A 13,816-nucleotide genomic window follows, 5' to 3' on the forward strand; every position below is an offset into this window, starting at 1 on the left:
CAAATTTAATGCACGCAAAGCACGCATTTGAGATAGCGCAAGGCGGCTTAATCGGGGCAAATTTACTATACCGATTTTTGGCGCGACTTAGGATTGTGCCGTATTTTAACTATCAAGAAAAGTGCAGACAAAGTAAAATTTAAACGCCTTTAAAGCTAGCAAATTTAAGCGTTTTGCGTGCCGTCTATAGCATCTCGCACACTGCAAAACGCCGCCTTACGAAACAACCTCAACCGCGTAGATATCGTCAAATTTGACCCTCGCCTTTACCACCGTTAGACTTTTATCTATCAAATTTACATTTGAGACTAGCCCCTCTATATTCGCGTAACTCTGCCCGTCGTGGTATGTGATTTTTACCTTGTCGGCGGGTTTTAGTTTGCTTATTTTATTTAGGATTTCTTCTATCTTTGATTCGTCAAGATCTAGCTTTTCGCTCTTTTCTCGCTCCTGGGCCTTTAGGGCTTTTTCTAGGGTAGAGAGAGGATTAAACGAGCTAAAGATTTTGGCTCTGTCCTTATTCACCGCTTTTGTGCCCTCCTATCTTTTTGTTTCTATCTCGTCCGGTGGCTCCCGGTAGCAGGTCGATAGCCCTTAGGATGGAGTTTTTGCCGTATTTTTCTTTTATCTTATTTAGGGTTTTTAGCACCGTTTTTTCTTTTGCGTTTTCTTCTTCAAAGAGACTTCTTTCGGTTTTGCTTTCCCTTACGACGTCGTTTGCCGATATGCCGATTTGCCTGATGAGGCCTGCGTTTTTTATCTTTTTTAGATATAGCTCCTGCGCCGCGTCCATAAGCATGCTGGCGATATTGCTCGGGGTTTTAAACCTAACCGTAGCTCTTTGCGCGGGTTCGTTTTTATCGGCGAATTTGATATTTATCGTGAGCCCGCTAGCCCGCACCTCCTCGTTTATCATCTTTAGAGCTAGCCTATCGGTCATCTCTTTTAGCACGATTAGAGCCTCTAGTCTCTCGTAGTCCCTAGGTAAAATTTCAGAGCTAAAGTATGACTTAGTCGAGGGTTTATAGGCCTTGATATCGGCTATGGTGGTGGGCTCGATACCGTTTGCGTGATCTAGCGCGATATAGGCATCAATGCCAAACACTCTTTCAAGCAGACTAAATGGCGCGTTTGCCATATCTTTCATGCAAAATATCCCGTATCTCTCAAGCTTCGCCCTAGTTTGCTTGCCTATACGCCAAAAATCATTTAGCGGCTGATGCGTCCAGAGCTTTTCTTTATAGAGCGCTTCGTCCAAAAAGGCTATATTATCCTCGCTGTGCTTAGCTAGGATATCAAGGGCGATTTTAGCTAGGTATAGATTCGTCCCCATGCCGCAGGTCGGCGTTACGCCCGTAGTTTTTAGGATGTCGTCCATTATCATCTTTATCATAGCTCTAGCTTCTAGTTTATAAAATTTTAGATACGAGGTGAGGTCGATAAAGGCCTCGTCGATGGAGTAGACGTAGATGTCCTCTTTGGCGACGTATTTTAGGTATATGCCGTAAATTTTAGCCGCGTAGTCGATGTAAAACTGCATCCTGGGCACAGCGATGATGTACTTGATATTTTTAGGTATTTCAAACAGCCTGCATCTGTTTTTTACGCCAAGAGCCTTTAGCGCGGGACTAACGGCTAGACACACGCTACCCTCGCCTCTGCTAGCGTCTGCGACGACTAAATTCGCCTCAAAGGGATCAAGCCCTCGCTCCACGCACTCGACCGAGGCGTAGAAGGATTTTAGATCGATAACGGCGTAGGCGGGAGTTTGGATTTTCATGGGTGGTTAAATTTTCTTGCGCTCTAGGCGGAGTTAAAAAGCGGCGAGGCGGGTTAAATTTGACTCCGCCGCCGCAAATGCTTTTAAATTTAGCCTAAAACGCATCGTCGATAGCTTGACAGATGATATGCCCTATCATTATGTGCATCTCTTGAATGCGCGGCGTGTCGTTTGACGGCACGACCAAATTTAGCTCGCAAAGCTCGTTCATGGCTCCCCCGGTGCGGCCGCTTAGCCCGATCGTTTTGATACCGATTTTTCGCGCTAGCTCGAGTGCTTTTAGTACGTTGCCGCTGTTTCCGCTAGTAGAGATCGCGATGAGTAGATCGCCCTCGCGGCCCAGAGCCTCCAGCTGACGCGAGAAAACGAACTCATACCCGTAGTCGTTGCCGATCGCCGTGAGCGCTGAGGTATCGGTCGTTAGAGCTATGCCCGCTAGCGCGCCGCGCTCGGTTTTATAGCGACCCGTTAGCTCGGCTGCTATATGCTGCGCGTCTGCAGCGCTTCCGCCGTTTCCACAAAGCAAAATTTTACCGCCCGCTTTTAGCGTAGCTACCGCCGTTTCGCAGGCTTTTTTGATGTCAGCTTCCAGCGCAAATGTCGCCTTAATAGTAACTAGATGTCCCTCTAGCTCGCTTTTTATCATATCAAGAGTCTTCATTTTTTATCCTTTTTATCGTCGCGCTCGTGCTTTTGCCAGCTACGAACTCCACTAGCCGCACGTCTTTTACGACGCTGCTGCCGACGACTTCTTTGCCTTCGTAGTCCGCACCCTTTACGAGCACGTCGGGGCGCAGTTTTTCGATCAAATTTAGAGGCGTTAGCTCGTCAAATATCGTCACGTAATCAACCGCCCCAAGTGCCGCCAGCACGGTAGCGCGGTCAGCCTGCGCGTTTACGGGACGAGCGTCGCCTTTTAGCGCGCGCACCGAGGCGTCCGAGTTTAGTCCGACGACTAGTATATCGCCAAATTCCCGCGCCTTAGCTAGATAGCTCACGTGTCCCGCGTGCAGGATGTCAAAGCAGCCGTTTGTAAAAACTAGCCGCTTTTCGCCGCGGTTTGCCAGCGTCGCGGCTAGCTCGTCCGCGTTTTTGATTTTCTCCTCAAAGCCGGCCGCGTTTTTACGGCGCACGAGCTCGTTTATCTCCTCAAAGCTTGCCGTCGCCGAGCCGACCTTGGCCACGACGACCGCGGCGGCTAAATTTGCCGTCTCGATCGCTTTTTTGATGCCTTCGCCGGCACCCAGCATCACGCCCAGAGTCGCTAGTACCGTATCTCCCGCGCCCGTGACGTCAAAGACCTCTTTTGCCAGAGCAGGAAATTTAACCGCCTGAGCGTCCTCTAAAAGCGCGATGCCCTCTTCTGAAATCGTGATTAGCGAATGGGTCAAATTTAGCTCGTTTTTTAGTAAATTTAGCGCCGTAAAAAGCTGCTCGTCGTTTTCTATTTTAAAGCCCACGGCCTCGCCCGCTTCTTTTTTATTGGGCGTTAGCAGCGTAGCGCCTTTATACTTCGAGTAGTCCGCGCCTTTTGGATCGATTAGCACGGGCTTGCCGGCATCCGCGCATGCTTTTATCAGCTTTTGGCACAGCGACGGCGTCAGCACACCCTTGCCGTAGTCCGATAGCAGCGCGACGTCGTAGCTCTCTAGCGCGCGAGCGAAATTTGCCGCCAGCTCGTCCTCGCACGTTACGGCTTCGACGCTTTCTTTATCTATGCGCACGACTTGCTGGTGTGTCGCCATCACGCGGCTTTTTATCGAGCTCGTGCGTCCGATCTCGCGCTTGATAAACTCGGGCCTAGCACCCTGCTCCTGCAAGATCCGCTCTATCTCGTCGCCCGTCTCGTCATCGCCTAGCACGCTCATGACGCCCACTTTCGCGCCTAGCGAGAGCAAATTTAGCACCACGTTGCCCGCTCCGCCTAGTCGTTTGGTTTCGCTTTTTATCTTTACCACCTGCACGGGAGCTTCGGGCGAGATACGCTCGCAGCTGCCCCAGATGTAGTGATCTAGCATCAGATCGCCCGCGACTAAAGCACGCACTTCACGCATTTATCTCTTCCTCGTATATCCTTTTTATCTCGGCCACGTAGTCTTTTATGCCCTCTTCCAGGCTAAATTTAGGCTCGTATCCCAGCGCCTTTTTAGTCGGCTCGATGTCTGCTTGCGTATGGAACTGATATGAGCGCGCATACGGATTTGGGATGTATTCGCAAGGTAAATTTGACCCCAGCTCTCGCTGCAAGATATCTACTATCTCCTGGAAGCTTCTTGCCGTGCCCGTAGCTGCGTTGTATACGCCGCTAGCAGCGTTTAGAGCGAGCAGGTTTGCTTGCACGATGTCTTTTATGTAGACGAAGTCGCGTTTGATTTTGTCGCTGCCTTCAAAGAGGCGCGGATTTTTACCGCTTAAAATTTGCAGACCGAACTGCAGCACCATCGAGGCGGTTTTGTTTTTATAAAACTCCCTAGCACCATAGACGTTAAAGTATCTCAGCCCCACGACCGCTACGCCCTTTTTGGCGTATTTTCGACCCAGATCGTCCATTTTTAGCTTTGAAAAGCCGTAAACGTTATTCGGCGCTTCGCATTCGCCGACTCTTTGCGGGCTTTTTACGTTGCCGTAGGTGGCGCCCGAGCTTGCGTATATCATGCGCGCGCCCGTTTTTTCGCAGATATCTAGCAAGTCTTTAAAGCTATTTAGATTCGTCCTTACTAGCTCGCCCTGCTCGGTCACCGTGGTATCCGAGATCGCCGCCTCGTGAAAGATCGCATCCGGAGCGAATTTCTCGATCATAGCTAGCGTTTTTGCGCAGTTTATGTCGCCCTCGTAAATTTCGCCCGAAAATCCGAGCAAATTTTTAAAATGCCCGAAGCTTTTTAGATTACCGTTGCTAAATTTTTCGTCGCTTCTAAATTTATCCACGGCGAGCACTTCTACGTCTTTTAAATTTTCGTCGAAATAATGCGCTAAATTTGAGCCGATGAAGCCCGCAGCGCCGGTTATTACGACCTTTTTTATATCTTTCATATTTTTCCTTCTTTTTTTAAAAACTCTAGCGCCTCAGCCACGCTTTTTAGCCGGTCGCCCAGCTTTAAATTTACCCCTATGCCCGCACTTTGCCCCGCCTGCACGTCGCTATCCTTGTCGCCTATCATGATTGAGCGCGCAAGGTCGATGTTTAACTCGTTTGCGGCCTTTATCAGCATGCCGGGCTCCGGTTTACGGCAACCGCAAAGAGCCTCCGGTGCATGCGGACAAAAGTAAATTTTCTCTATCTTTACGCCCTCTTTTGCTAGCTCATCCAGCATAAACTCGCAAAGCTCGTCAAACTGCTCCAGCGTGTAGTAGCCTCGTCCGATACCTGATTGATTCGTCACTACGACTAGCGCGTAGCCAGCCTGCGCAAACTCCCTCAAAGCGGCAAAAATGCCCTCTTTAAAAACGAAATCCTCGCGCCTATAAACATAGCCTACATCCTCGTTTATCACGCCGTCGCGATCGAGAAATAGCGCCTTTTTTGGCACCGCTTTAAACACTGTTTTATCCATGGCGAAAATTATACAAAAAAAAATCTAAATTTAACCGAAAATCGCCGCCCGCCCCGCGCTAGAAACTAATGCTAAAAACTAATGTAAAATTTAGCTTTTTGTACTATAATTTGCCCGCAACAACTCCCACAAAAGGATATAAAATGAAAAAACTAATCGTTGTTTCAGGTGCAGCCGCATTGCTAGCGGGTAGCCTATTTGCCGCTGACGGCGCGACTCTTTACAAAAAATGCGCAGCCTGTCACGGACCAAAAGCGGAAAAAGTGTATCTAAATAAAGTTCCTGCGCTTAACACGCTTTCAAAAGAAGAGATCGCCGAGAGCCTAAAAGGCTATAAAGCAGGCACTCTAGATAAATTTAAAAGCGCAGCCATGATGAAGCCTATCGCAAAACCACTTAGCGACGACGACATCGCAGCTCTATCAGAGTACATCCCTACTCTAAAATAACCCTTTTCGGCGGAACTTTTTCCGCCGATTTTTCTCTGCTTTTTATTTCGCGCTTCATTTTAGTAACTTTTTTATAAAATTTCTTTTCTTTTAAGCTTTTAGGGCTATAATCTCGTCTAAATTTCTATCAAAAAGGACGAAAGATGAAAATCTACCACATTGCAACCGCCGTTTTGGCGCTAAATTTATCTCTACTTGCGGCCGATGGCGCGGCTATTTACAAAAAATGCACAGCCTGTCACGGCGAAAAAGCGGACGTAAAATACGCAAACAAAGTGCCTGCGCTAACTAGCATCAGCAAAGAGGACCGCATAAAAGCACTGCAAAGCTACAAAGACGGCTCGAACAATAACTTCGGCATGGGCAAAGTCATGCAACTGCACGCCAAAAACCTAAGCGACGAGGATATGGCGGCAGTTAGCGAGTATATCGATAGCTTGAAATAATACCTGCGATTTTAACATAAAAAATATCGGCGGTCGACGAGATGAACTACGAAGCGACCGCATCAATCTTGCACATAGACTTTACTCGTTCGCAATGCTTAAATCATACTTTGAGCGCGGCGATTTCGAGCAAAATTATTATATACGCCAGCGCCAACTAGCTAAAAACCGGGCTGGCGGCTTCACTTAAAATCACGAGCTTGTAACTACAGGCGGCAAAACTAAATTTGATACTCGTTAGGACTCAGCTCTCCTCGTAAAAACTTGCCAAAGCGCGCGGCTGCGGCATCTACGGCATCGTCGCCAAACTCGCCGGGCTCAAATCCGCTGCTGATAAACGGCACGGCAAAGTCCATCCCGCAGTAGTTTACCGTGATCTTAAGCGGCGTTAAAATCTCATCCAAGCTAAAGCCGATCGCGCCCTGTTTAGAGTATTCTCCAAGCGGGGTGCTGACGCTTAGCGCAAGCTGCAAGACCTTGCCTTTAAGCGTGCCGGAACCCACCAGCTCGTGAGAAAAGACGATGTCGATATAGGCTTTTAGCATAGGCGGCACGTTTAGCCAGTACATCGGGTACAAAAATACGATGCGCTCGGCACTCGCTAGCGCGTCTTGCTCTGCGCGGGCGTCTATGCGCGCGATATCTAGGCCGTAAAGCCCCTCCAAATGACGCACTTCAACGTCCGCAGCGGCCTTTGCTACCTGAGATAAGGCTTTGTTTACGTGCGATGCGGCGAGATTTGGGTGCGATAAGATAACTAGCGTTTTCATGTTGTTTCCTTTGTTAAAATTTGCGGAATCATATCGTTAAAAAGCTAAAAGTAGATTAAGAGGGTTTGCGAGAGCAAGGCTTTTACAAGAAAACAAAATTTACAGGATTAAGCCGCGCCTGCTCGGTGATTGCAGCGATTAAATTTAAACGACTCCAAGCCGCCTAAACTCCAAGCGGGCGGCATACCTGGCGGGTGCGTCAAGCGGCGGTCTTGATTTGATTGCGAGGCATCGCTAGACTGAGTAAATTTGGCCGACAAGAGGCTAAATTTACTGGCGACCCGCTTGCTAGCAAAGGACAACCGATTTTTACTCTGCCAGATTACACCTGCGCGCTTTTGCTATTTTGCACGGTAAATTTACCGTCCAAGACGACAAAATCCAATGCTTAAATTTTTGCCCGTCATTATGCCGTAGTTAGTCGAAATTTAACGACGAATTTAACCGCAACGGATTAAATTTATGGTCCGAATTTGACTCCAAACACTCGTCGTCAAATTTAAAACGCAAATGTCGCCCACGCTCAAAATCAAATTTCGCAGCAAATTTCACGACCCAAAATAACCGAATTTTAATAGCAAAGGCAAGTCGGGCGAGGGCATAAATTTACCTCAATCAGGCGGCTTATAGCCCTTTTCTTTACGGCGCAGCTCCAGCTCATAGGCGTCGTTTAGCGCGTCTTCGTCGTCAAATTTCGTCCCGTCCAAAAACTTTCGCTCGTCGTCAAACTGCCTAGTTTTAAGCCCCCACAGCAGTGCCGCCAGCCCACACGCGCCCAGTAGCGTAGAAACCCCGATCATCATCGCCACGACTGCCCCGCTCATCGCTCGCTCCTAGCCCTCATCGCGTTTAACACGACCGCGACCGAGCTTAGCGACATCGAGAGCGCAGCCACTGCAGGCGCTACGTAGCCGGCCATAGCTAACGGTATCGTCACGGCGTTATAAACGAGCGAAAAGGCCAAATTTTGCCGCACGATACGGTAGGTTTTACGCGCGAGCGCTACGGCAGCCGCGAGCGAGGCGGGATCATCTCTCATCAGTACGACGTCGCTTTTTGCGATACTCACGGCCGCTCCGCTACCCATGCACACGGCCACGCTTGAGAGCGCGAGCGCGGCGCCGTCGTTGATCCCGTCGCCTATCATCAGCACGTTTCGCCCCTGCTGCGCTAGTCTCTCTACGTAGGCGGCCTTGTCCGTGGGCAGAGAGTTTGCGACCGTTTCCTCGATGCCAAGCCTCTCTGCTACGCGCTTTGCGGCGTATTCGTTATCGCCCGTTAGCATCGCTACGCGCATACCCGCGTTTTTTAGCGCGTCCACGCACTCTTTGGAGCCCTCTTTTAGGCTCTCTTCTAGCTCAAATACCGCCTCGATCTGCCCGTCCGCGGCAAAAAAATAGCAAGTCCCGCGCACCGCTTCGCCGTCATAAAGCCCCAGCTCGCGCATAAATTTCTCGCTCCCGCCGGCTAGATTTATGCCGCCAAATTTAGCCCTTACTCCGCGCGCCGCGATGTTTTCAAAGCCGCTTAACTCTAAAAGTTTTAAATCATTAAAATTTGCGCGCAGATACTCGCCAACGGCGCGGCTAACGGGATGATCCGAGCCGCTAACCAGCGAAAAAAGCGCGCTTGCGTCAAATTTGCCCGAGTGCGTAAATTTACTCACTTTAAGCCGCCCCGACGTGAGCGTGCCGGTCTTGTCAAACACGGCCGTATCGCACTTAGCTAGGCTTTCGATGATGCGCGCTTCTTTAAAAAGTATCCCGCGCCTAAAGCCCGCTCCAAGCGCAACGAGCGTGCTAACTGGCGTAGCAAGCCCTAGCGCGCAAGGGCACGAGATCACCACGACCGAGATCGCGACGATGAGCGCGGCGGAGAGCTCGCCCGTGCGCCAGAACCAAAACGCAAACGTCGCTAGCGCCAGCGCCGTGATAGCAGTTGAAAACCTCGCCGCGATAGCGTCTGCGAGCGCCTGGATGCGCGGCTTTTTAGCTGCGGCGGTTTCGAGCAGATTTATGATACGCGCTAGCACTGACTCGCTAAAGACGGCGCCGACCTTATAAACCAGCGTGCCGTCCACGCACACGGAGCCGCTTTTTATCTCGTTTTCGCCCTCTTTCGCGCTCAGATACGCAGGCGCGCTCTCGCCGCTAAGGCTAGAGAGATCAAAGCTCGCCGCGCCGCTTACGACTACGCCGTCAAGTAGCACACGCTCGCCGGCTCCCACAACCACGAGTTCGCCCACCCTCACCTCCTGCGCGTTTTTTAGGGTTATTTCGTCGCCGTTTTTGACGCTAACGGAGTTTAAATTTAACGAGTTTAGATTATCGAGCGTGTCGGCGGCTTTTTTTTTGCTCAAGACTTCCAAATATTTACCGATAAATACGAAAGTGATTATCATCGCGACCGAGTCGAAATACACCTCGCCTTGCCTGGAAAACATCGCGTAGATCGAGAAAATATAAGCCGCGAGCGTACCCGTGACGATGAGGCTATCCATGTTTTGCGTTTTGTTTTTTAGCGCGCCCCAGGCACCCCTAAAAAACCCGCTTCCCGTGTAAAAAAGCACTGGCGTAGCGAGGATAAATTCGGCGAAATTTATGATAGAGCGCACGTCGGCGCGCATGCCCGTGAAGTAGCCGCCGTACTGCGCGACGGCCAGCCACATGATGTTCATCGTGCAAAATATCCCCACCAGCAGCCGCGCGTAAAATTCGCGCCTCTGCCCCGAAAGTCTTTGCTCCTGGGCCTGCGCGTCGTATGGGTAGGGCTCGTAGCCGATAGATCGGATGAGGGCGAAAATTTGGGCCAAATTTATCTCGTTTTCGTCCCAGACGATGAGGGCTTTATTGTTAACCGAGTTTATATCTACCTCTAAAATTCCCTTCTGCGCAAATAAAACCTTCTCGTTTAGCCAGACGCAAGCCGAGCAGTGGATGCCCTCTATGATGAGCGAGATTTTGTTAAACCCGTTCTCGTTTTTGACGTAGTTTTGATAAATAGCCGCGAGGTCTTCCTGCGACTTTTGCGCCGCATTTTTCGCGCTTATGGCGGGATTTAGCGTAGTTTTGCCAAGCCTTTCGTAAAACTCGCCCAGCCCGCTTGCGTTAAGTATCTCGTAAACTCCCGCGCACCCCTCGCAGCAAAACAGCTCCCCGCCGCGCTCTATCAGCGCCTCGCGCTCAAATTCGCCCCTGCAATGCACGCACTTAGATTTGCCCATCGATTACTTTTTTCTTTCGTTTTAAGATTTTAGATTATACGTAAAATTTCTAAAGCCTCGCTTGATTTTGCTAGCTTTGGCGCGGATTTTGCTCGCGCCCGAATTTGACGGCAAATTTGACAGATTTTGCTCACGCATAGACGTAACCGTAAATTTGACCGGATTTGGCCAAGATCAGCACCTTGAAAATGCTAGTAAATTACGCAAATCGCCCTTAAATTTTAACCTCAAATTTAACGCAACAAAAATAGCAACTTCTCACGCAAACTCCCTATCTATCACGATGAAAATTTTATACCCCGGAAAGCTTAACGCTACTTCGCGCTCTATCTCGGCGCGCAGACGGCTTAGATTTTTCTCGGCAAAATCGACCACCACGTCAAACCTCACGCTCTTTTTCTTGGTATCGATGAAAAACGCGTGAAATCCGCGCACGCTACTAAAGCGCGAGAGTAGATTCGCCACGCAGGCGCGGCTTTGCTCCTGTCCTAAATTTACGCTATAAACGCCAAAAACCAGATAAATCCTGTAAATTTTATAAATCTCGATCTGAAGCTCGTTTAGCCTCTGCGAAACCTCGCTAAGGGGCAAATGCTCGTCTATCTCGACGTTTACCGAGCCGACGTATCGCTGCGCGCCGTAGTTGTGCAGGATTAGGTCGTATGCGCCGCGCACGATCTCGCAGCGATTTACGGCGGCGTAAATTTCGTCGCTGATCTCTTTTTCCACGCGCTGACCGATGATTTTATCGAAGGTTTCTTTTATCAAAAGCACACCGTTTACGATAATAAAAAGCGAGGCCAAAGCGCCCGCGTAACCATCTATCTGGATATCGGCGAAGTACGATAGCGCGGCGGATACGAGGATCACGCACGATATGATCGCATCGCCCAAAGCTTCCTGCCCTACGGCTCTAAGCGAGATAGATTTGGTCTGTTTGCCGATCTTTTTGTAGTAAAAGCCGAGCGCAAATTTGACGAATATCGCGCAGAACAAAAACGCCAAAAACGGCATCGTAAAAGTAGTAGGCTCAGGTGCAAAAATATTTTCGACCGAAGTTTTTAGAAACTGAAATCCCAGCATCAGCACGATGACTGAAACGATAAGACCGCCGATATACTCGGTCCTGCCGTAGCCGTAGGGGTGATCTTCGTCGGGCATCTTGCTAGCTAGCTTTGAGCCAAAAATCGTGATGATACTTGAGCCTGCATCGCTAAGGTTATTTACGGCGTCCGATATCAATGCGACCGAGTTTGAGACCATAGCGATAAAAATTTTCGATCCGGCTAAGAAAAAATTCGTAACTATGCCGATAAGCGCGGTTTTGATTATCGTTTTTTCGCGCTTGCCGTCTTTAAAATCCATCATTTTGAGATTCCTTTTCATTTTTGGCGAGATTATATCACTTCTTGACATCAAAGCCAAAATTTTATAAAATGCGACTTTCAAAAACTTCTTTTGAAACTTAAATTTATCTACAAAATTATTCCGTAATTTTAAAGAGGACACAATGGAAAATAACGCGACGCAGCCTGCAAATTCTGCGCAGGAAAGTCAAAAAAACACAAAAAAACACCAAAACTCGCGCACTCACATCCCCGTAGACGGACACAAAATCGAAGAGCTAAGAACTCTTAGCCTAGAGGAGCTCATCGCTATCGCAAACAGCGTAGGCGTCGAGAATCCGCGCGAATTTCGCAGACAAGATTTGATATTTGAGATCCTAAAAACCCAAACAAAACAGGGCGGATTTATACTTTTCACGGGTATTTTAGAGATCACGAGCGAGGGCTACGGCTTTTTGCGCTCGGTAGACGCAAACCTCAGCGACAGCTCAAACGACGCCTACGTCTCAAACTCTCAAATTCGCAAATTTGCCCTGCGCGTGGGCGACATCGTGACGGGTCAAGTACGCGAACCCAAAGATCAGGAAAAGTACTACGCTCTGCTAAAAATCGAAGCGCTAAACTATATGCCGCTAATCGAGGCTAAGGAGCGCCCGCTATTTGACAACCTAACTCCGCTTTTCCCGACGGAAAAACTTCGCCTCGAGTATGATCCGATGAAACTAACGGGCCGCGTGCTCGATCTCTTTACCCCTCTTGGCAAGGGTCAGCGCGGCCTCATCGTCGCCCCTCCAAGAAGCGGTAAAACCGAGCTCATGAAAGAGCTAGCCCACGGCATCGCGCGCAACCACCCCGAGTCGCATCTCATGGTACTGCTCGTGGACGAGCGTCCCGAGGAGGTCACCGATATGCAGCGCTGCGTAAAGGGCGAGGTATTTAGCTCGACGTTTGACCTACCTGCGATGAACCACGTGCGCGTCGCCGAACTCGTCATCGAAAAGGCAAAACGCCTCGTAGAAATGGGCAAGGACGTCATCATCCTGCTTGATAGCATCACCCGCTTAGCGCGCGCGTATAACACCGTAACTCCGCCAAGCGGCAAGGTGCTAACCGGCGGCGTGGACGCAAACGCCCTGCACAAACCGAAGCGCTTTTTCGGCGCGGCGCGAAATATCGAGCATGGCGGCAGCCTCACCATCATCGCCACAGCGCTCATCGACACGGGCTCGCGTATGGACGAGGTGATTTTCGAGGAATTTAAAGGCACGGGCAACAGTGAAATCGTGCTAGATCGCAACATCTCCGATCGCCGAATTTACCCGGCCATCAACGTACTAAAATCAGGCACCAGAAAAGAGGAGCTACTACAAAAACCGGACGAACTGCAAAAGATCTGGGCTATCCGCTCGGCGATCGCGACGATGGACGACGTAGAAGCGCTTAAGTTTTTATACGCCAAGATGCTAAAAACCAAAGACAACAAAGAGCTACTTTCGATACTAAACGAATAGTCGGTCTAAAAAACCGACTTATTTTTTATATACTCTTTTAAATTTAATCTCAGATCTTATTTTATCTACACAATCCGCTCAGCTAAAGCCGCTCAACGTTGTTTAATGTATTTAATTTTATAATACGCCTTTATTTTATATTAAAAGGACACGGATGAAATATTTTGTTTCCAAGATTGCCCTATGGATTAGCATTGGCTCTGCTTTAGCCATGGCAGAAGGCCTGTTTTTTGGCTTAGAGGGTGATTACTCCTTTGGTTCTAAAATAAAATCTCAAGATAGCGATCCTTTAAAAAAAGCACAATTCGGTCTGGGAATAAAAGGCGGCTACGATTTTAACGTATTTAGAATTTACGGAACGTACATATACGATTTTAAGGTGAAAAAATAAGGAGAGGACGCAGACGGTTCGTTTTCTTTCAAATGGAATACGCATAAATTTTTAATCGGCGCCGACTATACGCCCGCCGTCGCGCAAGACTTTAAATTGGTTCTAGGCGGCTACGCAGGCTACTCAAAACTAAAAGATCAACTAATAGCCAACGATGCATATTCCGACAGCGGTAGCGCAAGCGGCTGGGTTTTAGGAGGCAGATTGGGCGGCGAATATTCCCTTGACGCAAATAACGCGATCGAGCTGGGCTTCAAAGCCGACAAAACATTTTATAGCTACAACACCAAAGAAACAAACACCGGTTTCTACCTAGGCTACACATACAAATTTTAATTTTAAAGAG

The 13,816-nt window shown here is 49.0% G+C and carries 15 protein-coding genes; 5 read left to right on the forward strand and 10 right to left on the reverse strand.

Features of this window, described 5'->3' with window-relative positions; all coding sequences use genetic code 11:
• Nucleotides 1–216 precede the first annotated feature (216 nt).
• The 6 genes from E4V70_RS02940 to gmhB all read right to left on the reverse strand — a co-directional run bounded on the left by E4V70_RS02940 (nucleotide 217) and on the right by gmhB (nucleotide 5,334).
• Nucleotides 217–525 (reverse strand): YolD-like family protein, encoded by a 309-nt coding sequence (locus E4V70_RS02940; protein WP_122861945.1) that lies wholly within the window; start codon nucleotides 523–525, stop codon nucleotides 217–219.
• Complete coding sequence (locus E4V70_RS02945; RefSeq protein ID WP_122861944.1) at nucleotides 518–1,780, reverse strand: Y-family DNA polymerase; 1,263 nt, start codon at nucleotides 1,778–1,780, stop codon at nucleotides 518–520. Before E4V70_RS02945 ends, E4V70_RS02940 begins: the two co-directional genes overlap by 8 nt.
• A gap of 94 nt (nucleotides 1,781–1,874) precedes the next feature.
• Nucleotides 1,875–2,441, reverse strand: coding sequence for a D-sedoheptulose 7-phosphate isomerase (gmhA, locus tag E4V70_RS02950; RefSeq protein WP_122861943.1), 567 nt, complete (start codon nucleotides 2,439–2,441; stop codon nucleotides 1,875–1,877).
• Complete coding sequence (gene rfaE1, locus E4V70_RS02955) at nucleotides 2,428–3,834, reverse strand: D-glycero-beta-D-manno-heptose-7-phosphate kinase (protein ID WP_122861942.1); 1,407 nt, start codon at nucleotides 3,832–3,834, stop codon at nucleotides 2,428–2,430. The genes gmhA and rfaE1 overlap by 14 nt, the downstream gene beginning before the upstream one ends.
• Complete coding sequence (gene rfaD, locus E4V70_RS02960; RefSeq protein ID WP_122861941.1) at nucleotides 3,827–4,813, reverse strand: ADP-glyceromanno-heptose 6-epimerase; 987 nt, start codon at nucleotides 4,811–4,813, stop codon at nucleotides 3,827–3,829. Before rfaD ends, rfaE1 begins: the two co-directional genes overlap by 8 nt.
• Complete coding sequence (gene gmhB, locus E4V70_RS02965) at nucleotides 4,810–5,334, reverse strand: D-glycero-beta-D-manno-heptose 1,7-bisphosphate 7-phosphatase (RefSeq protein WP_122861940.1); 525 nt, start codon at nucleotides 5,332–5,334, stop codon at nucleotides 4,810–4,812. The genes rfaD and gmhB overlap by 4 nt, the downstream gene beginning before the upstream one ends.
• Before the next feature lie 143 nt (nucleotides 5,335–5,477).
• Here gmhB and E4V70_RS02970 point away from each other — a divergent pair, with 143 nt between their 5' ends.
• Nucleotides 5,478–5,783: a c-type cytochrome gene (locus E4V70_RS02970; RefSeq protein ID WP_122861939.1), complete on the forward strand. Its 306-nt coding sequence runs from the start codon at nucleotides 5,478–5,480 to the stop codon at nucleotides 5,781–5,783.
• A gap of 143 nt (nucleotides 5,784–5,926) precedes the next feature.
• Nucleotides 5,927–6,229: a c-type cytochrome gene (locus E4V70_RS02975; RefSeq protein WP_122861938.1), complete on the forward strand. Its 303-nt coding sequence runs from the start codon at nucleotides 5,927–5,929 to the stop codon at nucleotides 6,227–6,229.
• 221 nt (nucleotides 6,230–6,450) lie between these two features.
• Here E4V70_RS02975 and E4V70_RS02980 read toward each other — a convergent pair whose 3' ends face one another.
• The 4 genes from E4V70_RS02980 to E4V70_RS02995 form a co-directional block, all read right to left on the reverse strand.
• The gene (locus E4V70_RS02980; protein WP_122861937.1) at nucleotides 6,451–6,999 is read right to left on the reverse strand and encodes an NAD(P)H-dependent oxidoreductase; all 549 of its coding nucleotides are present in this window, start codon (nucleotides 6,997–6,999) and stop codon (nucleotides 6,451–6,453) included.
• A gap of 611 nt (nucleotides 7,000–7,610) precedes the next feature.
• The gene (ccoS, locus tag E4V70_RS02985) at nucleotides 7,611–7,823 is read right to left on the reverse strand and encodes a cbb3-type cytochrome oxidase assembly protein CcoS (RefSeq protein WP_122861936.1); all 213 of its coding nucleotides are present in this window, start codon (nucleotides 7,821–7,823) and stop codon (nucleotides 7,611–7,613) included.
• Complete coding sequence (locus E4V70_RS02990; RefSeq protein WP_122861935.1) at nucleotides 7,820–10,222, reverse strand: heavy metal translocating P-type ATPase; 2,403 nt, start codon at nucleotides 10,220–10,222, stop codon at nucleotides 7,820–7,822. The genes ccoS and E4V70_RS02990 overlap by 4 nt, the downstream gene beginning before the upstream one ends.
• 258 nt (nucleotides 10,223–10,480) lie before the next feature.
• Nucleotides 10,481–11,590 carry a cation diffusion facilitator family transporter gene (locus tag E4V70_RS02995; protein WP_232037802.1) on the reverse strand — a complete coding sequence of 370 codons (1,110 nt, stop codon included), beginning with the start codon at nucleotides 11,588–11,590 and terminating at the stop codon, nucleotides 10,481–10,483.
• Nucleotides 11,591–11,732: 142 nt separating this feature from the next.
• Here E4V70_RS02995 and rho point away from each other — a divergent pair, with 142 nt between their 5' ends.
• The 3 genes from rho (at nucleotide 11,733) to E4V70_RS10885 (ending at nucleotide 13,806) form a co-directional block, all read left to right on the forward strand.
• Complete coding sequence (gene rho, locus E4V70_RS03000) at nucleotides 11,733–13,079, forward strand: transcription termination factor Rho (protein WP_122861934.1); 1,347 nt, start codon at nucleotides 11,733–11,735, stop codon at nucleotides 13,077–13,079.
• A 154-nt stretch (nucleotides 13,080–13,233) separates the two neighbouring features.
• Nucleotides 13,234–13,470, forward strand: a complete 237-nt coding sequence (locus E4V70_RS10880) for a hypothetical protein (RefSeq protein ID WP_232037803.1) — start codon at nucleotides 13,234–13,236, stop codon at nucleotides 13,468–13,470.
• 96 nt (nucleotides 13,471–13,566) lie between these two features.
• Complete coding sequence (locus E4V70_RS10885) at nucleotides 13,567–13,806, forward strand: hypothetical protein (protein ID WP_232037804.1); 240 nt, start codon at nucleotides 13,567–13,569, stop codon at nucleotides 13,804–13,806.
• The last annotated feature ends 10 nt before the right edge of the window (nucleotides 13,807–13,816 follow it).

The sequence above is a fragment of the Campylobacter showae genome, assembly GCF_900699785.1.
Taxonomy (GTDB): domain Bacteria; phylum Campylobacterota; class Campylobacteria; order Campylobacterales; family Campylobacteraceae; genus Campylobacter_A; species Campylobacter_A showae_D.